This window comes from Streptomyces sp. Q2 (assembly GCF_056820935.1).
In genome coordinates this window covers 18,060-39,157 of sequence record NZ_JBXEJE010000068.1, presented here as the reverse complement: position 1 = coordinate 39,157, position 21,098 = coordinate 18,060, and the positions used below count along the sequence as shown (strand labels likewise).

At 66.7% G+C, this 21,098-nt stretch carries 19 protein-coding genes and 8 pseudogenes; 15 read left to right on the top strand and 12 right to left on the bottom strand.

The features are described from left to right. The first annotated feature begins 105 nt into the window (after positions 1–105). Positions 106–435 (top strand): hypothetical protein, encoded by a 330-nt coding sequence (locus tag ACWBNA_RS44550; RefSeq protein ID WP_482710315.1) that lies wholly within the window; start codon positions 106–108, stop codon positions 433–435. 211 nt (positions 436–646) lie between these two features. Here the strand turns inward: ACWBNA_RS44550 and ACWBNA_RS44545 are convergent, their stop codons facing one another. Further along, positions 647–1,009, bottom strand: a complete 363-nt coding sequence (locus tag ACWBNA_RS44545; RefSeq protein WP_482710318.1) for a transposase — start codon at positions 1,007–1,009, stop codon at positions 647–649. A gap of 78 nt (positions 1,010–1,087) precedes the next feature. After that, positions 1,088–1,645 carry a hypothetical protein gene (locus ACWBNA_RS44540; protein WP_482710314.1) on the bottom strand — a complete coding sequence of 186 codons (558 nt, stop codon included), beginning with the start codon at positions 1,643–1,645 and terminating at the stop codon, positions 1,088–1,090. A gap of 415 nt (positions 1,646–2,060) precedes the next feature. Here ACWBNA_RS44540 and istB point away from each other — a divergent pair. Then, positions 2,061–2,835, top strand: a pseudogene (gene istB / locus ACWBNA_RS44535) (IS21-like element helper ATPase IstB). Here istB and ACWBNA_RS44530 read toward each other — a convergent pair. Continuing rightward, complete coding sequence (locus tag ACWBNA_RS44530; protein WP_482710313.1) at positions 2,813–3,250, bottom strand: pyridoxamine 5'-phosphate oxidase family protein; 438 nt, start codon at positions 3,248–3,250, stop codon at positions 2,813–2,815. The pseudogene istB and the gene ACWBNA_RS44530 overlap by 23 nt on opposite strands. A gap of 238 nt (positions 3,251–3,488) precedes the next feature. Between ACWBNA_RS44530 and ACWBNA_RS44525 the strand changes: the two are divergent. After that, positions 3,489–3,949 (top strand): annotated as a pseudogene (locus tag ACWBNA_RS44525) (winged helix-turn-helix domain-containing protein); the annotation flags it as partial. A 221-nt stretch (positions 3,950–4,170) separates the two neighbouring features. Here ACWBNA_RS44525 and ACWBNA_RS44520 read toward each other — a convergent pair. After that, on the bottom strand, positions 4,171–4,980 hold the full coding sequence (locus ACWBNA_RS44520; protein ID WP_482710312.1) for a class I SAM-dependent methyltransferase: 810 nt from the start codon (positions 4,978–4,980) through the stop codon (positions 4,171–4,173). Positions 4,981–6,075: 1,095 nt separating this feature from the next. Between ACWBNA_RS44520 and ACWBNA_RS44515 the strand changes: the two are divergent. The 3 genes and pseudogenes from ACWBNA_RS44515 to ACWBNA_RS44505 form a co-directional block, all read left to right on the top strand. Beyond that, positions 6,076–6,280: pseudogene (locus ACWBNA_RS44515) on the top strand (ATP-binding protein); the annotation flags it as partial. A 501-nt stretch (positions 6,281–6,781) separates the two neighbouring features. Further along, the gene (locus ACWBNA_RS44510) at positions 6,782–7,819 is read left to right on the top strand and encodes a LacI family DNA-binding transcriptional regulator (protein ID WP_482710311.1); all 1,038 of its coding nucleotides are present in this window, start codon (positions 6,782–6,784) and stop codon (positions 7,817–7,819) included. Positions 7,820–8,138: 319 nt separating this feature from the next. Beyond that, positions 8,139–8,751 (top strand): annotated as a pseudogene (locus ACWBNA_RS44505) (transposase). Between the two features lie 66 nt (positions 8,752–8,817). Here ACWBNA_RS44505 and ACWBNA_RS44500 read toward each other — a convergent pair. Beyond that, positions 8,818–9,720, bottom strand: coding sequence for an aminoglycoside phosphotransferase family protein (locus ACWBNA_RS44500; RefSeq protein ID WP_482710310.1), 903 nt, complete (start codon positions 9,718–9,720; stop codon positions 8,818–8,820). 161 nt (positions 9,721–9,881) lie between these two features. On the opposite strand from ACWBNA_RS44500, the gene ACWBNA_RS44495 reads away from it, so the two are divergent. From ACWBNA_RS44495 to ACWBNA_RS44485, 3 genes and pseudogenes are all read left to right on the top strand, one after another. Then, a complete protein-coding gene (locus ACWBNA_RS44495) occupies positions 9,882–10,229 on the top strand; it encodes a transposase (RefSeq protein WP_482710309.1) in 348 nt (115 codons plus the stop codon). A gap of 297 nt (positions 10,230–10,526) precedes the next feature. Then, positions 10,527–11,150, top strand: coding sequence for a histidine phosphatase family protein (locus tag ACWBNA_RS44490; RefSeq protein ID WP_482710308.1), 624 nt, complete (start codon positions 10,527–10,529; stop codon positions 11,148–11,150). A gap of 270 nt (positions 11,151–11,420) precedes the next feature. Beyond that, a pseudogene (locus ACWBNA_RS44485) lies at positions 11,421–12,221 on the top strand (IS3 family transposase); the annotation flags it as partial. 112 nt (positions 12,222–12,333) lie between these two features. Here the strand turns inward: ACWBNA_RS44485 and ACWBNA_RS44480 are convergent. Continuing rightward, positions 12,334–12,492 (bottom strand): hypothetical protein, encoded by a 159-nt coding sequence (locus tag ACWBNA_RS44480; RefSeq protein WP_482710307.1) that lies wholly within the window; start codon positions 12,490–12,492, stop codon positions 12,334–12,336. A gap of 363 nt (positions 12,493–12,855) precedes the next feature. Here ACWBNA_RS44480 and ACWBNA_RS44475 point away from each other — a divergent pair. Beyond that, positions 12,856–13,070 (top strand): annotated as a pseudogene (locus tag ACWBNA_RS44475) (transposase); the annotation flags it as partial. Positions 13,071–13,618: 548 nt separating this feature from the next. On the opposite strand, the gene ACWBNA_RS44470 reads toward ACWBNA_RS44475, so the two are convergent. Then, positions 13,619–13,852, bottom strand: a complete 234-nt coding sequence (locus ACWBNA_RS44470; RefSeq protein ID WP_482710317.1) for a hypothetical protein — start codon at positions 13,850–13,852, stop codon at positions 13,619–13,621. Positions 13,853–13,960: 108 nt separating this feature from the next. Beyond that, the gene (locus ACWBNA_RS44465) at positions 13,961–14,437 is read right to left on the bottom strand and encodes a MarR family winged helix-turn-helix transcriptional regulator (RefSeq protein ID WP_123074599.1); all 477 of its coding nucleotides are present in this window, start codon (positions 14,435–14,437) and stop codon (positions 13,961–13,963) included. Between the two features lie 87 nt (positions 14,438–14,524). On the opposite strand from ACWBNA_RS44465, the gene ACWBNA_RS44460 reads away from it, so the two are divergent. Then, entirely contained in the window at positions 14,525–15,415 is an 891-nt protein-coding gene (locus ACWBNA_RS44460) for an alpha/beta fold hydrolase (RefSeq protein WP_482710306.1), read from the top strand. 659 nt (positions 15,416–16,074) lie between these two features. Here ACWBNA_RS44460 and ACWBNA_RS44455 read toward each other — a convergent pair. Continuing rightward, positions 16,075–16,668 carry a DUF4253 domain-containing protein gene (locus ACWBNA_RS44455; RefSeq protein WP_482710305.1) on the bottom strand — a complete coding sequence of 198 codons (594 nt, stop codon included), beginning with the start codon at positions 16,666–16,668 and terminating at the stop codon, positions 16,075–16,077. 163 nt (positions 16,669–16,831) lie between these two features. Beyond that, complete coding sequence (locus ACWBNA_RS44450) at positions 16,832–17,206, bottom strand: hypothetical protein (RefSeq protein WP_482710304.1); 375 nt, start codon at positions 17,204–17,206, stop codon at positions 16,832–16,834. Positions 17,207–17,213: 7 nt separating this feature from the next. Between ACWBNA_RS44450 and ACWBNA_RS44445 the strand changes: the two are divergent. After that, a pseudogene (locus tag ACWBNA_RS44445) lies at positions 17,214–18,089 on the top strand (hypothetical protein); the annotation flags it as partial. 203 nt (positions 18,090–18,292) lie between these two features. Here ACWBNA_RS44445 and ACWBNA_RS44440 read toward each other — a convergent pair. Beyond that, positions 18,293–18,531 (bottom strand): annotated as a pseudogene (locus ACWBNA_RS44440) (aminoglycoside phosphotransferase); the annotation flags it as partial. Positions 18,532–18,716: 185 nt separating this feature from the next. Beyond that, entirely contained in the window at positions 18,717–19,031 is a 315-nt protein-coding gene (locus tag ACWBNA_RS44435; RefSeq protein WP_482710303.1) for a DUF6980 family protein, read from the bottom strand. A 265-nt stretch (positions 19,032–19,296) separates the two neighbouring features. On the opposite strand from ACWBNA_RS44435, the gene ACWBNA_RS44430 reads away from it, so the two are divergent. The 3 genes from ACWBNA_RS44430 to ACWBNA_RS44420 all read left to right on the top strand — a co-directional run bounded on the left by ACWBNA_RS44430 (position 19,297) and on the right by ACWBNA_RS44420 (position 20,877). After that, on the top strand, positions 19,297–19,713 hold the full coding sequence (locus tag ACWBNA_RS44430; RefSeq protein ID WP_482710302.1) for a hypothetical protein: 417 nt from the start codon (positions 19,297–19,299) through the stop codon (positions 19,711–19,713). A gap of 132 nt (positions 19,714–19,845) precedes the next feature. Then, on the top strand, positions 19,846–20,493 hold the full coding sequence (locus ACWBNA_RS44425) for a hypothetical protein (RefSeq protein WP_482710301.1): 648 nt from the start codon (positions 19,846–19,848) through the stop codon (positions 20,491–20,493). A gap of 57 nt (positions 20,494–20,550) precedes the next feature. Next, positions 20,551–20,877, top strand: coding sequence for a transposase (locus ACWBNA_RS44420; protein WP_482710300.1), 327 nt, complete (start codon positions 20,551–20,553; stop codon positions 20,875–20,877). Positions 20,878–21,098 lie beyond the last annotated feature (221 nt).

Sequence of the window (21,098 nt, the reverse complement as noted above, 5' to 3'; positions counted from 1 at the left end):
CCGACACCCCGTCACCGCATCAGAAATGGTGCACTTTCATCCGTACGAGGTGGTGCACGTTCGCTTGTACGCCGACACCCGCCGATCTTCACCCCCCGTCTGACCGTGATCGCGGACAATGAAGGCGGCCAAGCCTGGTTCGGCGCCGCCCGGCACAGCGCCGGGGACCGCACCGCCACCAACCGGCTCAGCCTGCACGTCAGCGACCTGCCTCCCAGCGAGGGAGTGCTCATGACGACCTACCACTCGAACGGACAGGAGGTCGCCACCGGCGCCCCGTTCAAGGAGATCCGCACCACCGCCGAGACCAGCAGCGACTTCCTCGACGAGCTGTGGTCGGCGCTGCCACCTCATCTCCGCATTGCCGCGGCTGTCTTCACACCCGGGGACCTGGCGGGTTCCAGCATTCGACAAACATCTCGCACGCGCGTCTGACGTTCCTCCTGCCGAGCGCGAAAGGCTCAGCACCGGAGAATCCACTCAGCAGATCACTACAGGGCGCAGGGCCCAGACCAGGGGCGGGGGTGTACGTGACCACAACCCCTGGGGAATTACGGGCTCTGTCGAAGATCTTGTGATCGGCCTTGCCTGAGGGGCGAGCTGGCACGTTGTCGCTGGTGTGGTTCGCGAAGCCCTACTGATCGTTTCAGAATGAGCTTCGGAGGCGTCTCAAGCAGATGATGCTGCAGACAAGTTGAAGCAGTGCGAGGTGAAGGTCTGCACGTTTCTCGTAGCGGATCCGAAGCCTCCCTGAACTGGTGGAGCCAGGCGAAGGTTGCTCGACGACCCAGCGGGTTCTGCCCAGACCAGAGCCGTGGGGTGTGCCCTTGCGGGCGATCTTCGGGGCGCGGGCCCGGAGGAATCGACAGTATGTGTCGTAGTCGTAGCCGCAGTCGGCGAACAGCCGCCGTGGCCGATTGCGAGTCGGGCCTCGAACGCCGCGGATGCGAGGTATCGCATCCAGCAACGGCATCAACCGTGTCACGTCGTGACGGTTTCCGCTGGTCAGCGAGACGGCTCAGGGGGTGCCGCGCTGCACCTCGCCACCATCCTCATCTGGACCCGACGCTGACTGAGGAACCAGAATCTAGGACAGCGGCTGGCCGCCAAGGCCCGTTCTGCTGACGCCCCGAGGCGAGAACGTCATGGGCCCTATCCAGCCCTGGCGGATGAGGGCGATCTGGGAAGGCAGCGGTGAGACCGGGTCGATTGCCCTCCCGCGTGACCAGTTTTCCAATAGCCCCTCCGTCGTTTCGACAGCGGACACCACCATCGTCACCTTCAGCTCCCCGTCGCTCCAGGTGTTCCATAGTGCCCAGCCCTCAGACCTCGGCTCCGCGCCGATCCGGGCGCACACCTCTTCGTATCCTTCCTCCAGTCCGGCCGGCATGGCCCCTGGCTTCAGCACTGAGGCTCCGACGAGTCGGACCAGAGGCCGGTGCTCCTCCGTGCAGCCATCGCCCTTGAAGTGGTAACTGCGCAAAGTCCGCGCAAGGGCGTTCACGTTGCGCTGGAGCGGTGTTGACCCTTGCGGGCCTGTTTGGAACGAGAGCCATCCTTCGTTAGATGCCTCCACGCTGACGCGGTTGGCGAGGCGCTCAATCTCCCGGAGATAGTCCAGTTCGCTGAGTTCGGGTGAGGTCATGGCCTGAAGTTTCGCACCAGGTCAGTCGGCGCCGACACAGATTATCGATCCAGCATGCACCACCCATGCGCACCACAGGTTCCAAGAGACAGGCACTGGCTGACCGCCGAGCGTCAGGCGTTTCGTGAGTTACGTGTGTCTGGCTGTGACGTTGTTCAGCGGCCCCGGCAGGACGCCTTGCAGCGGCCCCGGTTGGTGGGTCGCGTGGGTGCATTGAGGGGTGGTGACGGGGCGACCGTTGGATCTGGACCCGGCCCAGGTGACTCCCCAGACTCCGCGTCGCCTCGCCTGTGCCTTGACCGCCGACCAGCGTCCCCCGACTGGAGCAGTGGGACGAGTTGTTGCAGCTTCGCCGGAAGGACTCGTGATGGACCGCCCATCACGCGGCTGAACGCACAGGCATCCGACGCGGGCGATCGATACCGCCTGCCGCTTGCTGCGGCTGCCCACCATGCGGGCCAGCCCGCCGACACCATCGCCCGGGCCGAACGCCAGGGCCTGTCCTACGCGGGTCTTCTCGCCGAGTTGCTGCTGGCCAAGTGCGAGGGCCGGGACCGGCGCCGGGCCGAGCGACGCATCCGGGCAGCTCATTTCCCTCGCGAGAAGTCCCTGCGGGAGTTCGACTACCGCGTCAATCCTCACGTCGATCCGGCGGTCATCCACAATCTCGCCACCTGCGAGTGGACCGCCAAGGGTCACCCGCTGTGTCTGATCGGGGACTCGGGCACCGCCAAGTCGCACCTGTTGATCGCGCTGGGCACCGCGGCCGCCATGGCCGGCTACCGCGTCCGCTACCCCACGGTCGCAGCCTTGGTGAGCGAGCTGGTCGAGGCGGCAGACGACAAGCAGCTGGGCAAGACCATCGCCCGCTACGGACGCGTCGACCTTCTGAGGTCGACGAGCTCGGCTACCTCAAACTGGACCGCCGCGGCGCGGAGATGCTCTTTCAGGTTCTCACTGAGCGTGAGGAGAAGAACAGTATCGCGATCGCCTCCAACGAGGCGTTCACCGGCTGGAGCCGGACCTTCACCGCGACCCACGACCCACGGCCATGCGCGGCGATCGTGGACCGCCTCACGTTCAACGCCACCATCATCGAGACCGGAACCGAGTCCTACCGCCTCGCCCGCACCAAGGCGCAGAAGAACGACGCAACGAAGTACACCGTCACGGCGCCACGGAGTAACTGAGATCCTGCGCGGTGAGTGAGGCAGGCACCAGACGCAGCCACATGGTGCCTCGTTCGCCCGGATCATCGTGCAGGTAGTGCACGAAGCGCGCGTCCCACAGAGCTTCGTCGGCTCCCAAGTAGCGGGTCAGCTTCCGCCGTCCCCTCGCCACGTCGAAAGGCACCAGCTCGGCGCGACCTCGAGCGATCACTTGCCGGACGCGCCCCGTCACGAGATCGCATTCGTCCACCACGAGGGCGACGCTCGGGTCATCCTTCACGCGGTCGAACAACCGGGCCCACGGGCCTGTCAAAGTCCAGAAGGCTCCCTCTTCCCAGAGGAACCAGACAGGACGCACCGTCGGCCCGCTCGTCGCGATGCGAGCAGTGAGTGGCTGCTGCAGGAAAGCGTCGACATCAAAACGAGGATTTTCCACATCTCGAATCTTGCGATGCCGCCGATCACTTGACCACCGACCTCCGGCCTACGACCAAAGACTCAGACAGACCGAGACCTGGGAAGACGAGGCCCAAAACGCCCGCTCAAGTGGTCCCGGCGCGCTGCCAATCCCCGGGGCCACTTGAAGACGTTCAGGAGTCAGAAGATCTTCACCAACTGAGGCCGATGCAAGGCGTCCTGCCGGGGCCGCTGAGCGACGTCACAGCCACGTGTCAAGTGTGCGATCCGTGCAGCGGTGGCGCCGGACCTGGGAGGACGGTGGGAAGCGGGCCCTGGCGTCGAAGGGGTCTGCGTCCAGGCCCAAGCTGAGTGAGGCGCTCTTTGCGGTGCTGGAGCAGGAACTGGTCAAGGGGCCGGTGGCGCACGGCTGGCCTGACCAGACCTGGACGCTGGCGCGGATCAAGACCTTGATCGGGCGCCGGTTCCACAAGGGGATGACGTTGTCGGCGATCGCGCAGATGCTGCACCGGCACGGCTTCAGCCACCGGATCCCGGCCAGACGCGCGGTGGAACGCAACCAGGAAGCCGTCATCTGGGTGAAGGAGGCCTGGCCCCCAGGCGGAAACACCGCGGCGGCGCTCGATGGCTGGATCTGCCTCCACGGCGAGGCAGGCTTCTCGATGACCGCCCTGATCGCGCAGCGTGGCCGTCGGCCTCACCGCTCCGGCCCTCGCCGCCCTCACCGCAGCGCGGACCGACATCGACCAGACCTGGTTCGCCACCGCCGCCCGGGTGGCTATGTAGCTGCCTGCGGGACCGTTTCCAGGTGACGTGCGAGTCACCTTCTGACCGAGTTCGCAATGTCAGTTTGTTTTTGACGTCACGTGAGGGCTTGGGGTGGGAGCATCCAGGTGCGCCACGGGATGAGTAAGGCGAGACACAGTGCCTGCGGAGCTGTCAGCCTGCCAGCCGAGCTTTCCAGATCTCCTCGCTGGGCCATTGCTGGGCCCAGTCGGCGGAAACTTCTTCGTAGTCCCGTGCAGACTGGGGTGCCTGAATCTCAATCAGATCTTCAACGACGAAGCCGCAGGCCCGCAGCAGACGGAGCATCTCACCGTGCGGCAGGACGAACTCCACGCGGTTCCCCCAGTCCAGCCGTGTCATACCGAATTGCCCGCGGGACAGAGTGGTGGATACCGGACCTGCGGACGGTACACACAGCGCGAACAGCGGTGAGTAGCGCGAGAACACCAGCCGGCCTCCAGGAACGAGAAGCCGGGCTGCCTCCGGGATCCACTGGTAGGGGTCGCACCACAACGAGGCGCCGTACTCGCTGATCGCCAGGCCGAACGTGTTGTCCTCGTAAGGCACCTTCTCGGCATTGCCCAGGACAAGGGGGAAGTCGATGCCGAACTCCGCCTGCATCGCGCGAGCAGTGGCGAGCTGCTTCTCCGAGAGGTCGATCCCGACCGGGTGGGCCCCTGCTCTGGCCAGCCAGGCGGAAACGTATGCAGTACCGCAGCCCAACTCAATGGTGCGCATCCCGTCGATGCCGTCGGGAAGTACGGAAACCTGCGCCTCAGGGGTGGCCCACAATCCCCAGGACGGTTCCACCTGCGCCCAGTGATCACGGGCGAGCGGCCCATGCCAGGCAGCCGCCTCGTCATCCCAAAAGCGTCGGTTCTGCTCCACATGGTCCGCCGGGCCATCATGAGTCATGAAGGAATCCGATCGAAGATGCTGCTGTTTCCGCAACGGATTTTCCACGGCGCCAGACTCCCTCGAGACACGCGGCTGACACGACGGCCAGGTAGGCACCACCACCTGCGGCGCATCGCTCACAGGCCGGCGAGCAGCTTCACCACCGGACCCCCGTCAGCGCGACCGCCTCGCTACAGGCGGCGCTACCGCTCATCGACATTCTCAGGCTCGTTGATCGCGAAGTGATGCCCAAACCCATCGACACACGTTGCTCACTCACACCGACGAACCCACAGGGGCGATCCTTGTCCTGTGACGAGCCAGGATGACTACCAGAGTGCCGATCAGAAGCTCCATGGGCATTGCCTGATCCACGTTCCGTGATCGAGGAAACGGACTGGACCGAACTCGAGCATGCCTACGGAGTGGCGCATGACACCCCACTTCGCCTGCTTCAACTCCTGGACGAGGACCTGGAGGTTCAAACGGGAGCGCTGGAACTGCTGGACATGTCCGTCCTGCATTTCTCGAACCCACCGCCGCTGCCCCGTGGGCCGGGGAACCGCTTCCGCAGATCGAAGGCCGTCTGCGATATGCCCTTCTGTCCGCGGCCATCGAACGCGCTGTCGACTTCGAGGAGCTCCTGCCGGCCGCCATGGCCTCTGTGCCGTTCTGCAGCAACCTCACCATCGCCCAAGACTGGGGACCGCTCCTCACCGCAGCTTTCCCTTCCGGTTATGAGCAGGGCACCAACCTCACTCTCGCTCAGCACTGCTACTTGAACGCTCTCGCCGAACGCGACGTGTGCTGGCGGCACACCCAGCTCATCACCTCATGGTTCGACGACGTTGGCCTTCCCTCAGACCGGGGCGCGATCGGGGCACTCCTGGCTGGGCCGGCACCGGGCAGGAGTACCGCACGGTTCGAATGAGGCGCCCCACCAACTCTCCTGAGCGCCGTTACGTAGGCCGTGTTTTAGAGCGGGGCTTCTCGCCTCCGGGCGGACATGCAGACCGATCACTGCTGCGAGCAGGCGGCGGCCGTAGGACATTCCGGCCCAGCGCTGCGCAGCACCTTGCGGCTGACCCGGCGACGTCGGGGTCGCCCGGCTGACCCGGCGACCTCGGCCACGGTGGTGGCGAGCCCTGTCGTGGTCGTGCCCTGCTCACCGAACGCGAGGAGAACAGCGTCGCCATCGCCTCCAACGAGTCATTCGGTGGGTGGACCAAGACGTTCACCGATCCCCGACTCTGCGCGGCCATCGTCGACCGCCTCACCTTCGGCGGGAACATCATCGAGACCGGCACGGAACTACCGACTCGCCAGCGCCAGGGCCGCCCTGACCCAGGACACAACCGCGGGATGAAGAACACCGAAAGAGACAGCTAACACGTTCTCAGCTCCGACCATCCCCACTGGGAGCAGGACAGCCCCGGGGACGCGCCATGGACCGACCGAGCGAAGATCCACCCCTGATCGGCTTCTGCCGCCGAACTCTCAGTTGGCGCCACCAAGGCTGCGGATCATCCGGCTCCACAGGTGCGTCTGGCAGCGCCGAGAAGACGCCGGCCTTTGCGTGCCAGCTGCCAAACACGCCACGGAACATCGGGTGGGGCTCGTGCGGTAGGGGGCCCCTCAAAGAAGCCACTGTGCTCTCCCTCGCTCATTCCGTTACCGTTAACGTGACCGCTAACGGGATTCTTGCTCAGGGGAGCAAATCCGTCAACGCCCGCCGCCGGACGGCTCACGATCCGCCGGTGGCGTTCTGGCGCCGCCTTGCTCTCGCGGCAGGGCCGGGCTTGTGATGGCGCGGCAGGCCGGTGAACCTGATTGACTTGGGCACAGGGCGGCACAGGAACAGAAGTGAGTGGGCAGCGTGGCCGGACAGCGGGAAACGGAAGACCAGCGGGCGCGGGGTGCGAGAACCGTCAAGCGCGTCACGCTCCGCGACGTTGCTCAGGCGGCGGGCGTGTCCCATCAGACCGTCTCTCGGGCGATCAACGGCAAGGGGGAGATCGACCCGCGGACTCAGCAACGCGTGCTCGATATCGCAAGGCAGTTGCGGTACCGGCCCAGCCGGTTCGGCCGGGGTCTGGTCCGCCCGGACGTCGTATCCGTCGGGCTCATCGTCCCCGACGTGGTCAACCCCTTCTTCCCAGAGTTCGTGGCAGGAGTGATTGCGGCCGCGGACGCACGCGACTGGCAGGTGCTCGTGGCCAGCACCGAGAACGATCGGTCCCGGGAGCTGACCATGGTCCGCTCACTCGGCCAACAGGTTGACGCTCTTGTCGGCTACATCAGCCATCCCGATGCGCAGCTCGAGCCGTACGTGGGCACCGTGCCGCTGGTTCTCGTCGATCGCGGGCTGGACTCGTCGAACCACGCATTGGTCCACATCGACACCGCGGCCGGAATCCGGGCCGGGATGCAGCACCTCATCGACCGGGGTCACCGCCGGATCGGCATGATCGACTGCGAGTGCGTGAGCGCCCCGATGGTCCGGCGCCGCACCTTCCTCGAAGTCGTCGGCAAACATGCACTGCCCGTCGACGAGGGCTGGGTTGTCATGGGTGAGCAGTCCCCGGCCGGGGGCGCCGCCGCGTTCGAGGCGCTGTACGCCGCGCGCCCAGACCTCACCGCCGTGGTCGCCTTCAACGACCTGGTCGCGATCGGCGCGCTCCGGGCCGCCCGCCGGCTCGGCGTCCAAGTACCGGACGACTGCGCACTGGTCGGCTACGACGGACTGAGCGTCGTCGATCTGGTCGACCCGCCACTGACCACCCTCCACCTCGACAAGCGACGGCTTGGCGAACTGGCCATCCATCAAGTCGACCAACTCCTCGCAGGCGAACTGCCACCCCCTATCGTCCTGACACCCACCCTCCATGTCCGCGGCACGACGTGACCCATCTTTGACCTCGATCCGGCAACGGGGTTCGCCGCTGAGTGGCTCGGCGGGTCGCCCGTAATGTCCCCTGATGTCGGGGGGGCCGTCGCGTGAAGCTGCGGCTGTGCCGGGTTCCACGGGCCGGAGTGGTGCGGGTCTCCACCGTTCTGGTCTTCGTCGGGACGGGCCGAACCGTCACGTGACGGCGGGAAGTTCAGAGAGTGAGGGTGTTCAGCACGACCAACGATCATGTGACGTTGGTGGTGTGCGCAACGCACGAGGCTCCCGTGCCCTTGGGGAGTTGTGCGACGTCGCAACCACAGGCACAGGAGCCGTGGTGGTTCCGTTTCCTGCCGCACTCGACCTCCCCCACGCCCTGGTCGAGCGGGTCACCATGGTCATCGTCACCCGCGAGGGTGACCGCCACTACAAGCTCCCGCCGCACCGGCGTGCGCTGGTCGGCCTGGTGTACCTGCGCAGGCACGACACCCTCGCCCAGACCGCCGCGGGTTTGGTATCGCTGTCGGCACCGCCCACGCCTATGCGTCGGCCGTCAGCAATCTGCTCACCGACCAAGCGCCCGGCCTGCTGCGTGCTCTGCGCGAAGCCGACCCCGACTGACATCCTGCTGGACGGCACTCGCGCGGAGCGCGACCGGGTCGGCGACAGTGAGCCCACTATCTGCGAACGCCAAGGCGTCCCGGTCCTCGCTGACCGGGCTTACATGGGTGTCGGCTCGTGGGTGACGACACCCCGCAGACGCCCACCCGGCCGCGGACTGACACCAACCCAGCAAACCGTCAGCCGCGCACTGTTCGCGGCACGGCCACCGGTCGAGCGTTGCGTCGCACGACTGAAGTCGTGGCGGATGTTCCGCCGGTCCCGATGCAGCCCGAATCAAATGACGTCAATCGACACCGCAGTTCCTCACCCTGAAGCGGCAACGCTGAGAGACCTCCAGTGATTGCGCACGGCCCCATCGTGTTTCCTCACCCGCGACCAGCAGCTGCTTCACGTCACGCGAGCGACTTGTCCAAAAGGATTCGTTCCAAGGATCGTTGACCCGTCCGGCTCATGCCCGGGTTGCTTTTGACGTAGTACCAGACCAACCCCATCGCTTGAACGAAAGCCCACGCCTTGCCTCGCTCCCATTCAAGGTCGTCGCTACCCAGGTGATCACGGAGTACCTGCCGCGGCCCAGCCTCGAGCAAATGCCACGCACTCACAAGATCCAGCGAAGGGTCAGCCGGCCCAAAGCCGCCAACGTCGACAATCCCCGCAAGCCGACCAGCGGATACGAGCACGTTGCCAGGAATCAGATCGCAATGGGCCATGGCGTCCTCAGCTGCTCGCGGCAGATCACGCAAAGTTGCCCAGATACGGCGCAGCCGAGGAACGTCCAGAAGTTGCTCACTGTGTCTGAAACAGGTCTCCATCCACGCGTCATGGGACCGCAGGTCGCCTCCTCGACCTGTGCCGGCGAACGTGCGGCCATGCGTGTCGATCGCGCGCAGGTCGCCGATGAGATCGGCCAAGTCACGGGCAAACGCAGACGATTCGCCTGGGTCCTCGTCGGCGGCCACGGCGCCGGGCAGCCACGTCTGGACCGACCACGGAAGCGGATAACCTGCCCCAGGCTCACCAAGCGCTACCGGCTCGGGCGTGGGGAAACGGGTGCGACCTGCCAGCTCGCGAGCCGCTTCCGCTTCGGACTCCAGCCAGCGCCGCGTCGACTCGGCGTCTGCGGACTCAAGAGGGAATCTGGCTGTGAAGCGGTCACCGATACGGAAGATGGCGTTGACCGTACCCTGCCCCGCGATGCTCCTGACTGGCAGGCTCCGCCACTCAGGAAACTGCTGCTCTACCAACATGCGCACCGTCTCAGGTGACACCGTCAGCTGGTTGGCGTGCATCTTCATGGTGGAAGCATCCGCGTCACGATCTTCAACGGCAACCCATTTCTGTCGCGCAACGTTGCCTGCTGGAAGTCCGGCACGTGGTGCGGGGGGCCTGTCCCCGAGGATTGGACACCTCTGAGCCCAGCCCAGCCCCGCCAGGGGCCGGGGAGGAGCCATCTCTCATGGTGATGAAGGTCTACTCGCCGGAGTTCAAGGCGGACGCCGTCGCGCTGTACCTGTCGGACCCGAGCCACACCTTCGAGGGCATCGGCAAGGACCTGGGGATCAGCCGGGAGACGCTGCGCAACTGGGTGCGGGCCGAGCGGGCACGCCGCGGTGAGAGCGGCACCACAAACACGAACACGAAGGACGTCCCGGTGAGCGAGGCCACGAGGCAGGAACTGGAGGCCGAGATCGCGGCCCTGCGCGCGGAACTGAAAACCGTGCGCAAGGAGAACCAGAAACTGGCCACCGAACGGGACATCCTGCGCAAGGCGACGCAATGCTTCGCACAAGAGATGACCTGGTGAACCGCTTCCAGTTCATTGAGGACCACCACCGCGCCTGGGGCGTGAAGCGGTTGTTGCATGTCTCTGTGATATCCGGGCAGTCTCGGAGATCTCCGGGCATTTGGTGGGGTGTCTCGGTCTCCTCCGGGTTTGTCGATGTGGCTGCGCCTACGGTCATCGTGGCTGGTCGGCGTTGTACCGGAGGTAAGGCGTCCCCACACTCATCGCCAACTGAGCCAGCCGCGACGGAACTATGCACAAAGAGCTCAGCGTCCATCCCTGACATACAAGATCACGGATAGCGACGGAGCCCGAGACATGACCGACACAGCCGCTCGATACCTCTACCTCGCTCGGCACGGTGAAGCGTCAGCAGATGAGACGACCCTGACGGAAAGCGGCAGGCGCCAAGCCGTTCTGCTCGGTGAACGACTCCGGAACACCCCGCTTTCGGCGATCCACCACGGGCCACTGCCCCGGGCGCAGCAGACGGCCCAGCTGATCAGCGCACAACTTGACGCCGTTCCACTGCACCAGTCGGAACTGGCCGGCGACTACATCCCCTACCTGCCTGCGAAGGAGGAGCTGCCGCCGGATTCAGCTGAGACCATGCTCAGCTTCCTCGCTCAGGTTCCCGAAGAGGAGCGCAACAGCGGTCCAGCACTGGCCCGGGAAGCACTCGCAGAATTCACAGGCCCGGTCGACGGAGATCACCCCCGCCATGAACTGGTCGTCACGCACAACTTCCTCATCGGCTGGCTGATCCGAGCTGCCCTCGACGCACCCGAGTGGCGCTGGATGGGCCTCAACCACGGCAACGCAGCTCTGACGGCCATCCGCTACGCGCCCGGCAGGCCGTCCTCCGTGCTGTTCTACAACGACATGCGGCACCTGCCCGCAGAACTGCGCTGGACCGGCTTCCCGCCCGAACTCCACATCTGACCAAGAAGGCCGTTTACCCGGACTTGAGTGAGACGACCTTGCGAAACCCATCTCACTCAGGTCCGGGCACAGCAGGTCAGGGGCCCGCCTCGCCCGGACTTATCTGAGACCGGACAGTTGTGTGCCGTGCTGGAGGTGGCCCGCTCCAGCTTCTACAAGTGGCGAGCCGGCCGCGAGGCCCGCGCCGCGCGCGAGCGAGCCGATGCCGCGCTTGCCGAGCGGATCAGGGCCGTGCATGCCGAGTGGGACGGTACCTGGGGCCGCCCCCNCTACAAGTGGCGAGCCGGCCGCGAGGCCCGCGCCGCGCGCGAGCGAGCCGATGCCGCGCTTGCCGAGCGGATCAGGGCCGTGCATGCCGAGTGGGACGGTACCTGGGGCCGCCCCCGCGTCACCGCCGAGCTGCGCGACGAGAGCGAGCGCGTGAACCATAAGCGCGTCGGGCGGGTGATGCGGAAGTACGGTATCGCCGGGCTGCGGCTGCGCAAGCGCCAACTCACCACCGTGCCCGAACCGTCCGCCACTCCTGTGCCGGACCTGTTCCAGCGCGACTTCACCGCGAGTGCGCCGAACGCCAAGTACGTCGGCGACGTCACCTACCTGCCGGTGGGTGACGGTGAGTTCCTTTATCTGGCGCCGGTGATCGACTGCTTCTCGCGCCGCCTGGTGGGCTGGTCGATCGCCGACCACATGCGCACCTCGCTGGTCACCGACGCGCTCCAGGCCGCCGAGCGCACTCGCGGCAGTCTGGCAGGCGCCGTCTTCCAAGCGATCACGGAGCCCAGGCAGTACACCTCTCGCGAATTCGCTGCACTGTGCGCCCAGTTGAGGATCAGGCAGTTCATGGGCACAGTCGGCACGAGCGCGGACAACGCACTCGCCGAGTCGTTCAACGCCGCCCTCAAACGCGAGACGCTACGCGGCGCCCGCCGCTACGACGGGGTCCGTGCCTGCCGCCTGGCGGTATTCCGCTGGACTACGCGCTACAACCCCCGCCGACGACACTCGGCGAACGGACAGCAGGCACCGATCGCCTACGAGCAGCAGTCAGCTACCATGACACTTGCCGCATAACGACACGAACAGGTGTCCACTCCTAGGGGGCAAGGCCCCGGTGCCCCCTAGCGGGTCATCCCATGGCCGGTTACCGAGACCAGGCAGACGGCCCCCGCAGCGGGGCGACCCATCAAGAACCGTTGTTGCCGTCCTCCGGCGCTGCGACCAGCATGAACCCTGGGGCCGCGTCCTTGGTCTGCTCAGCCGTCCGCACGCTGCCGTCATTGGCAGACTCCTGGCCCTCATCAGCCGGATGCACCATTTCGATCTCCGGCAGCTCGGCACTCAAACGCCGTCCGTCCGTCCCGGCTAGACCGGATCATCCTGGGAATCAGGCACTGCCGACATTGGTCACGAAATGTGCTGCCGGTCCACACCGCACGCCCACAGCATTGCCGGTGCGCAGCCGCGAAAAGCGACCTGGTCGCGGGAGCTTCGGAGCGCGGGTCGTCAGCGCAATAGGTCGCCCGCTCCCCCGGCGGGTACCCCTGCGTCTCTTCGTAGCCGGCCACGATGGCAGCCAGCACGTCCGCGACCTGCTGACAGCGGGTCGACCGCCGGCCGATGAGCCGACTGGTCGATGCACGCGATCTGCCCTGACCGGCCGCTTGCCGGGCGCCGCCGCACGCCCACCCGGTCGGGTGAAGCGCCACGAGAACCCCTCACCACCACAACCCGCACCACCACCCGCCATGATGCTGCTGCCGTGGCGATCGCAAGGCGCGCCCAGGGACACCCGGTCCGGCGACGGACGGCACCGCCCCCACACGACCGGAGTGATCGTGCGGGGCATCGGACCGTCCAGGCCCGACCGGGCGTCCCTGGGCGTGAGGAAACCCGCCCCGCATCCCCGGACCACGGACACGATCCCTAGATGATCAATTCCAAGGGATGCCTGCGGAGGGTGTGGGGTGGGCGGCGGCCGAAGCCACCGCGAGACGGTCAGGCGGCGGGCTGCCGGCCGTGGTTGTCGAGGTGGCAGCGGGCGGTCAGGCGTCAGGGTCGACTTCGGGGTGCGTGAACCGCACGGGCTTGCCCAGCGACCGGGCGTAGGCGAGTTCGGCTCGGGTGCTGTCTCCGATGTAGTCGCCGACTAAAGCGCCTGAGTTCGCAATTTCTGAGCGCTCGGTGACCCGAACTCGGGCGGGACTTGCGTGAAGGCCAGCCCTCGTCGTCGTCCCTTCATCCAGCAAGCGGGACGTATGTCGTGGCCGTCGCAGGCCCGATGCCATCCCTGGGTTCCCAGCTGCGGCCGTGCGTCGGCCTCGGTGCGCGGGTTCCCGAGCGTCTGCCCTCGATACAACAGCATTCGTCGTGAACATCGCAGGCGTCACCGACGAGAGACACGTAGGGGTGTTTCCGAGAGGTCCTGCCCTGCCCTGTTTCTCTGTAGATGGTGATCGTTGCCCGGTGGGTCAAGCTGGGTACACGGCGGCGATGCGGGGCAGTCGGGCGGCGATGCGTTCGTGGTCGTCGAAGTCGAAGTTCCACTCGGGGTCGAGGTCGGGGTAGCGGATCGTGAAGGTGTCGCGGGGTGGTTCGTTGCCGGTCGCGCTCTGGTAGGCGTTCCAGACGATGGTGAGGATTGCCTCGCCATCGAGGTCTCTGCCCTCGGCGGCGGCCAGTTGGATGGCGGGGAGGTCAGCCAGGCTGTCCGGGTCGTTGATGACCTGTTCGAAGGTGGTGCGGCCCTGGGCGATGTCTCCGGCGGCCCCGAAAGCGGCGCCGACCGGCCGACCACGACCCTCGGCTGACCGCTAGCGCAGTTCCTGTCCCGCCGCCCAGCCCGGAGCGTCGAGGTTGATGGGCGAGTCGCCGACGAATTGGGCGAGCTGCGCTTCCAGCTCTGCGAGTTCGGCGGCGCCCAGACGCACTTCCCAGCGGGCCCGCACCTCGTCGAAGATCGCCGTGCTCTCGGTGATCAGCCCGATCCCGTGATCGGTGATCCGGATGTTCTTGCGGCGGATGTCGGCGGGGTCGGTCTCGGTGGTGACGTACCCGCGTTCGACGAGCGCGGCGATCGTCTTCGCCGCGGCCTGCTTGGTGATGGCGAGTCTGCGGGCCAAGTCCGAGGCGCTGTCGGCGCCGGCTCGGATGGCCCGGATCGCGTACTCGTGCGACGGCCGGGCGTCGGGGTATCCCCGGGTCGCCAGCTCCCGGACCACTTCGTCCACCAGATTGCGATAGCTGCCCAGGAGCAGCAGGGCGAGATCGGCGCCGGATCGTGAGGACATGACCACAGTCTAGATCTTCCCTTGACCTGGACAACCAGGTTGACCAACACTGGAGTCAACCTGGTTGTCTATCTTGGGAGTCATCGCATGACCAGCTCTTTCGTGACCGCCTCGCCCGCCGTAGCGGGCGTCACGCACCACACCGCCGAGGTCAACGGCACCACGTTGCACTACGTCTCGGCGGGCGACACCGGCTCCCCGATCCTGCTGGTGCACGGGTGGCCGGAGTCCTGGTGGGCCTTCCGCGACGTCATCCCGCTGCTCGCCGCCACCCACCGGGTGTTCGCCGTCGACCTGCGCGGCTTCGGCGACTCCGGCATCGCCGACGGCGACCACGACTTGGCCACCATGTCGGAGGACCTGCACCGGCTGGTCGCCCACCTCGGCGTCGGGCCCGTGCACGTGACCTGCCAGGACATCAGCGGCGGGCCGGTCTTCGCGTTCGCGGCCACGCACCCCGGCGACGTCCTCAGCTTCACCGGCGTCGAGACCACCCTTCCGGGGTACGGCTGGGAGATGCTGGCCGACGTGAGGAACGGCGGCTCCTGGCACGTGGGATTCCTGGCCGCCCCGGGAATTCCGGAGCTGTTCCTGGCCGGCCGCGAGCGAGTGATGCTCGACTGGGCCGTCTCGGTGATGACGATGGTGCCGGGCGCGGTCACCGAGGCCGACCTCGACGAGTTCGCCCGCACCTACGCGCGGCCGGGCGGCTGGCGCGGCACCGAGGGGCTCTACCGTTCCTCCCTGACCGGCGGCGACCGGATGCGGGCACTGGCCGAGTCGCGGCCGCTGACCGTTCCCGTGCTCGCCGTCGACGGCATCAACGCCCCCTTCACCGAGCGGACGATGCGCCAGGTCGCCGGCGACGTCACCGCGGTCACGATCCCGGACGTCGGGCATTTCGTCGCGCAGGAGGCGCCCGCCGCCTTCGCCACCGCGGTCGGCGACTTCGTCGACCGCGTCGACCGGAGCCGCTGAACGGCCGAGTCCCTGCACCGCCACCCTCCGTGCCCTCTCCGGCCTGCCGCTGACGCGGCCTCGAGCCGGGGCAGCGCCGTTGCCTCCCGGATTCGTGCTGCCGAGGTGGCAACTCCCGCGCCGACACCGCGTGTTTCAACCGCGGATACGCCGTCCGCTCGATCGACGCCACGAAACCACCACCCGACCATCAACCGGACAAAGGCCCCCGCGCAGCGACGACTCTGACGAACATCAATGCGACAGGAAAATCCCCAGCTCAGCGCGATGAATCACTGCCCTACGGCAGGTTTCCGGCGTACTCCGGTCGGACCCGCTCTTCGGCCTGCTCTTTCTACTTCTCGCGCAGCTACGTGAGCTGATGCGGCAGATCGGCCGCACCATCGACGAGTGGCATGACCTACGCGGTTCGGGGGACGACGAGCCCTCCGACAAGTAGCAAGACAGAAGGCCCCGCTCCTCGGCTACCGAAGGGCGGGGCCTTCTCCGTACCCAGGCGGCCCACGCCGTCTAGATCAACTGCCTAGCGTTGATTTTTCGCTGAAAGCTACGGACGGTCCGACGGCCAGGTGGGGCCAAAAGAACCTGGAACAACCGTCCCCGACCCACCCCGCCCTGGGGCCAAATCACGTTGCCCGAGTGGGGCCAGAACTACCTGCTCAAAACATGCGTATGACGGCGGAGAACGCGGCTGTGTCGTTGTCGTAGTTGACGGGACCGTCCCGGCCGACGGTCGTCAGGGCGTCAGCCCCGCGGGGTGCTGCGACGAGGCCAAGGCGGGCGTGCGGGTGCTGGGCCAGGAAGACACGCGCGAACTGCTCGGCCATTGCATCGGGCTCCGCGGAGAACGTACGACCGGGTGCGGTTCCGGGCCAGGTCTGGCCGAACGGGGCGGTGACGGCCAGGCGCTCCTCCGCGGTGAGCATGTCGTCGTCCTCGTCCGTGACGGTGTAGTCGTGCCACCAGCGCGCGAGAAGCTGCTCGGGATCGTGGCCCGCCGGAGCTGACATGCGTTCCAGGGACAGTTCGCCGCAGGCCCAGGGCCGGAACTCGGGGTCGTGCGGGTCTATGGAGTCGAGCAGGAGGGGCCAGAGCGCGGAAGTGGCGTGTTCGGCGCGCACGCCGACCACAGGTCGACGGGGGCCGGTCCGTCGCTGAGCCACAGTGGTTGCATCGCCGTCACCTTCTTCCGAGGTGATCATCCGGCCGGGCGGCAGGGCTACGCCGTCGGGTGGGCGGGAGTCGAGGTTCACGAGCGGATGCTAAGCCCGGGGTCTGACAGTACCCATCCGCGTGGCGGCAGCGCCGACAGAGACTACTGCTGTTGATCCTGGTATGTCTGACTCGGGAATGTTGGCATCTGTTGGCGGTGTTTCGTGATCCGCTCCTACAGTTCGGGGTGAACTGCCGCTCAACTTACCTCTGCTGATTGTGAGTTGGCGGATCCATACCTCGTTGGAAGAAGCGGATGTAGCGCAGTCCGGTCTCTGGAGTGATGTTGAAGACCGCGCACAGATGTTGTGGGTCGGCCCCGGTGACGGCGGCCTCTTCCCGGAGTCGCTGGGCGGTGACCGGGAGGCCACGCAGCAGGGGCTGCATCCAGCCGATGGTGACCGGGGTGCGGGTGTGAGCGGTCTGCGAGCTGATGAACAAGTGAGGGTTGCGGGTGCGCGGCCAGCGCTCGTGCCGCAGGCGCGTGTAGTTCGCGGCGGCCTGTCGGGTGAAGTCGTCGAGAGGGTGGTCGACGTCGTCGAGCGAGAGTCGGCCGCGGGTGAAGTCGATAGCCGTCAACGGCAGTGAGCTGCGCGTCCCGCTGTCGGCCGCGACCCGGGCCGGGCTCGATCTCAGGCATGTCAAGTCCCTTGAGCTCACGCCCCGTTCGCAGTCCGGGCGGGCCTGGCTGATGGACGCCTGGGGCTGGGGGCCAGGCACTTCGGCGGTGAAGGCGGCCGCCCTGCCGCGCGTCGACGTGGGCCGCACGATCGTCAAGGAGGGCGACTCGGGCACCCGCACCTACCGGGTCCCCGTCGAGATCTCCGGGCAGGGCAGAGGGCAGGAACGCGTGTACGTCCTCGACCCGGACAGCGGCCGGGCCGAGAACCGCCTCGTGACCGTACGGCCCGGCAGCGACGCGATCGACGTGCCGGTCGAGGTGAAGGGCGACAAGTCCTACGGCGACGACGTAGAGCACGACATCGCCGTCAAGGCCGTCCACCACGCCGTTGTCGGCAAGTACCGGGGCGGACTCACCGTCGAGAACGACGACCCCGAGCCGGTGATCACCCTGTCGCCGGTCGCAGACCGGGTGACCGAGGGAGAGACGCTGACCTGGCGGTTGTCCGTGGACGCGCCCACGGCGGTGGACCTCTACGAGCCGGTGCGGGTGCTTCCGGTCACCGAGGGCGCCGAGCTGTCCACAAAGGACGTGGACCCGCAGTGGCTCAAGGACTGGTCCGGTGACGTGCCCGACCCCGAACGGCCGTTGTCCGATGCTCACCTGTGGGCGTGGCTGAACATCCCGCCCGGGAGCACCAGCGTGGACTTCACCGTGCCGATCGTGCGGGACCAGGTGGCCGAGCCGACCGAGTCGATGCGCCTCGCACTGACCGACAGAAAGGCCGAGCCGCTGCCCGACAGGCCGGTGCTGACGGGGACGGTGCTCGACATGCCGTAAGCACGATGTACGAGGGATTCGACGACGAGGACGTGCACGATCCGTGAGAGGACGCCTACCCGGCGCGCCACCGAAGTCCAAGGTCGACTTGGACGCGGCGATCCGCCGTGACGCCCGGGCTGGGATGTCGTACCGGGCCTTCACGCGTGAGTACGGAGTCGGATTCCGGACGGTGAAGGCGGCGTTGGAGCAGCTGCTTCACGTCACACGAGCGACTTGTCCATACGTTCCAAGAATCGTTGACCCGTCCGGCTCATAGCCGGGTTGCTTTTGACGTAGTACCAGACCAACCCATCGCTTGAACGAAGGCCCACGCCTTGCCTCGCTCCCACTCAAGGTCGTCGCTACCCAGGTGATCACGAAGCACCTGCCGCGGCGCAGCCTCAAGCAAATGCCGCGCACCCACAGGATCCAGCGAAGGGTCAGCTGACCGGAAGCCGCCAAGCAGAGGGCGGCCGTAGCGCGGCCGAGGCTTGCCAGATCAGCCGCGCACAAGCCAGGACCGGCGCGGCGCGAGGACAGTGCCAACTATCCGGAGGTGTCGGCCCAGTTCACAAACAGCCGGTGGGCCTGGCCCAGGCGATGGATGCGTCGCTGCGGCGCCGTAGTGGCTTTGCTGTTGGTTCGTCACTCCTGGGGTAGTGAGGCGAGCCAGCGGTCGTCCTGGAACTCGGCAGGGACCACGTCCTGTGACGGATCGATCCCGCGGCGCTCAAGTTCGTCGAACCACCGGTCCCGTTGTGATTCGGGGAGGCGATGTCCGCACCACGGGCAGTAATTGATGGTGCTGCTCGCTGTTCCGCCGTCATGGATGAGGAGCCCGTACTCCTGGAACTTGGTGCTGAAGCCAATCAGCGCGTCCGGGCAGGCAAAGGGGTCGTCGTGCTGGTCGCAGGCCACGTTCACGTGGTTGTTCATTGCCTCGCAGCAGTGGTTGGTCATGTCCTCGACTCTCGTTGATCGATGGGGTGTTGCGCTGCCGCGGGTCCGGCGGAGTGCGTATCCGCGCCTGCCGGCAGGGCGCGGCAGCGGGCCGGGCAAAGACACAGGCACGCCTTCACCGTCCGCTCGTGCGCCTGCCGTCATACCCTCTCCGCCCAGGCAGTCTGTGCCGCAGGCTACCGGCCCACCCGGGCTCGGCCCTCTCTTGAGTGAGCTTCCTGCCGAACGACGGATCGTGGTGTCTGCACGGCTCTGCGGTGCGCGGATGGCTTCCTACGCGAAGGACCCTCGCTGCGTCGCCACGGCCGAGGCCCTCGTCCCGCTGCTGCGCCGTGCCTGCCCGGAGGGCGCCGGCGGCTTCGGAGGCTCGTTCCGGGTGAACCTGGGCGATGAGGGGGCCGTCGGCCTGGGCCGGGTGGGGCTGATCAGGGCCGCGGTGCGCAAGGCGGCCCGTCAGTTCGGATGGAAGGTCACCACGATCGGATGGACCGGCACCCGCTTCGGCACGAGGATCGCCGTCCAGGACACCTGGGAGATCCCTGAGGAGTACCAGCCAGTGGTCGATGCGGCGAAGCATGAGCGCATGAGTGCCGAAATGGCCGGAGTGTCGGGCGAGCCGGGCGAGATTCCTGTCCATCGCGGCTCGGTCGCCCTGATGACGCAGCAATCCGCACGCGGGTAGCCGCGGCGGAAGCCTGATGAGATCGGCGTCGAGGACCGCGCTGGTGCTGTGACCGCGTACGTTCGCCGGGCCGGACGGCTGTTGGGCCTTCGACCCCCGCCACCGGCAGGTGCCTGCGCCTATGATCAGCTCGTGCAGCCGCCTTCCGTCAGCAACGACCCGTTGATCGCGGCGTTCCCGACCGAGCTCGCTGGTGACGCCCAGGTGTTGCTGGCAGTCATGCCTGCGTCCCGCCTTCCGCCAGCTGCCGCGTTCTCGGTCGTTGTAGGTGGCCAGCAGATCACCATCCCCGGGCGCATCTACAACGACGAGCCTTCGGCCGGCGCGGTGGCGTCGCTGTCGACGAGCCAACGCCAACTGTTGCACTGCTTGTACTCGAGGCACTGCGACGGGAGGGTCAGGCAGCGCCACCTGGAGAATGTGGCCGGATCCGCGGACCTCTGGGTCGTTCCCTTCGTTGTGCAGTTGGTCGGCGAGTACGTATTGGAGATCCTGGACGTCATCTGCGATGAGCTTCGCGATCTCGCTACGCCGGGCACCCGCAGGCATCTCTCCTATGGGCGTTTCATCGTGGACAACCCTGCCTTCTTCGACCGCACCCAGCGGCGGGTCGTGAGCTACTGGAACTGCTACTACCGCTCCGCCTATGCGAGTTTCCGGGGTTACCCGGGTTGTACTGTTCTCGACCTCCTACGATCTGCTGCCTCCGACGAAGCAGGGCATCCGTTGCCCAACCTCTCTCCGGGAGCCGGCACGAAAAAGGTGGACGGCTACTGCTAGAGGGGTCGTCTTCAAGGGTGATCAAGTGATGAGGGATCATGTTCGTGGTGCGTCGTCATGAGCTTTTCGGATGCTGAGTGGGCTGCGCTGTCGCGGTTGTTGCCGAGTTCGGGGACTGCGGGGCGGCCCTGTTCGGACGACCGGGTGGTACTGAACGGGATCGTGTGGAAGCTGCGCACCGGATCGGCAGGCAGACCTTGTACACGCGTTTCCGCAGGTGGGCACTGGACGGCACGTTTTCGCGCATACTGCGAGCCATCCAGGTGGAGAAAGACGCGGCCGGGGACATCTACTGGCTGGTGTCGGTCGACTCCACGATCGTGCGGGCTCACCAGCCTGCCGCCGGCGGCAGAAGGGGGCAGTCGACAGGGACGAAGCGGGTGATCACGCCCTCGGCCGAAGTCGGATCGCCCGAAGAGCGATCACGGTTACGCAGCGACCACCGCCACGGTGGCGCGCTGGTAGGAAGCGTGCAGTTCGCCCCGTGCAGATGACAGTTCGTGCGCTCACCGAGCGGCCCTGCATCCAGATGGGCGCGCCTGCCAGGCCGGTGGTGGGGGCAGGTGCACGCGTTGGGATTTTTTCGAGGCCAGCGAACGCGTCGT

Bases quoted from the DNA above. Each gene is read 5' to 3' on its own strand.
- ACWBNA_RS44540 (WP_482710314.1), bottom strand. From the start codon at position 1,645: ATGACCTCACCCGAACTCAGCGAACTGGACTATCTCCGGGAGATTGAG.
- ACWBNA_RS44500 (WP_482710310.1), bottom strand. From the start codon at position 9,720: ATGAAGATGCACGCCAACCAGCTGACGGTGTCACCTGAGACGGTGCGC.
- ACWBNA_RS44495 (WP_482710309.1), top strand. From the start codon at position 9,882: ATGGTGATGAAGGTCTACTCGCCGGAGTTCAAGGCGGACGCCGTCGCG.
- ACWBNA_RS44490 (WP_482710308.1), top strand. From the start codon at position 10,527: ATGACCGACACAGCCGCTCGATACCTCTACCTCGCTCGGCACGGTGAA.
- ACWBNA_RS44465 (WP_123074599.1), bottom strand. From the start codon at position 14,437: ATGTCCTCACGATCCGGCGCCGATCTCGCCCTGCTGCTCCTGGGCAGC.
- ACWBNA_RS44460 (WP_482710306.1), top strand. From the start codon at position 14,525: ATGACCAGCTCTTTCGTGACCGCCTCGCCCGCCGTAGCGGGCGTCACG.
- ACWBNA_RS44435 (WP_482710303.1), bottom strand. From the start codon at position 19,031: ATGACCAACCACTGCTGCGAGGCAATGAACAACCACGTGAACGTGGCC.
- ACWBNA_RS44430 (WP_482710302.1), top strand. From the start codon at position 19,297: ATGGCTTCCTACGCGAAGGACCCTCGCTGCGTCGCCACGGCCGAGGCC.
- ACWBNA_RS44420 (WP_482710300.1), top strand. From the start codon at position 20,551: ATGAGCTTTTCGGATGCTGAGTGGGCTGCGCTGTCGCGGTTGTTGCCG.